This window comes from Paraburkholderia piptadeniae (assembly GCF_900007165.1).
In the GTDB taxonomy this organism is placed as follows: domain Bacteria; phylum Pseudomonadota; class Gammaproteobacteria; order Burkholderiales; family Burkholderiaceae; genus Paraburkholderia; species Paraburkholderia piptadeniae.
Genome location: NZ_CYGY02000191.1, coordinates 1 through 657, shown reverse-complemented (window position 1 = coordinate 657; position 657 = coordinate 1). Strand labels below are relative to the sequence as shown.

At 62.6% G+C, this 657-nt stretch carries 1 protein-coding gene; it reads left to right on the top strand.

The window, feature by feature from the left end; translation table 11 throughout:
• On the top strand, positions 1 to 405 hold a 405-nt coding region (locus BN2476_RS44260; protein WP_143811240.1), incomplete at its 5' end, for a diguanylate cyclase.
• Between the last annotated feature and the right edge of the window lie 252 nt (positions 406 to 657).

The following is a 657-nucleotide window of genomic DNA, read 5'->3' as shown; positions in this document are numbered from 1 at the left end:
ATCCTCTTCGTCGATATCGATCACGTCGAGCTGTACAACGACACCTATGGTCACCAGACGGGGGACGACACGCTCGCCACGGTGGCCCGTTGCATTTCCGAAAACATACGGCGCCCGGGTGACAGCGCGGCCCGCTATGGTGGTGAGGAATTCGTGATTGTGCTGCCGCATACGGACGCAGCGGGCGCGCTGGCGGTCGCCGAAGCGATCCGCAAGGCCGTGGCGCGGCTGGGTATTGAACACGCGCCAGCCGCCCTGGGGCACGTCACGGTGAGCATTGGTGCCGCGACCTGGCAGGGGCAGGTCGCCGATACTGTGGCGTCAGTCATCAGGGCCGCCGACGAAGCCCTGTACAGCGCGAAGGCCGGCGGGCGGAACAAGACCTTCGGCACTATTCTCGTCTGACGTCAGGGCCGCAACATGGTCCGACACCTCAGCGCCATGGACAATTGACGCCCGGGCCGCCCCTGACGTCGATTGCTTCCTATCACATGGCCGGTGAAAGTTGTGCACAGAGAATGTGAATGAGCCTGTGGATAACTGCTACGGGAATGGTAACTGCTCAATAACGGGGGGCGAATGGGAGCGTTCTCGAGAATCGGAGGCGTTATCTGTACGATGGCGGAGAGCGCGAGGACGGCCACGTAATTCGTGCGG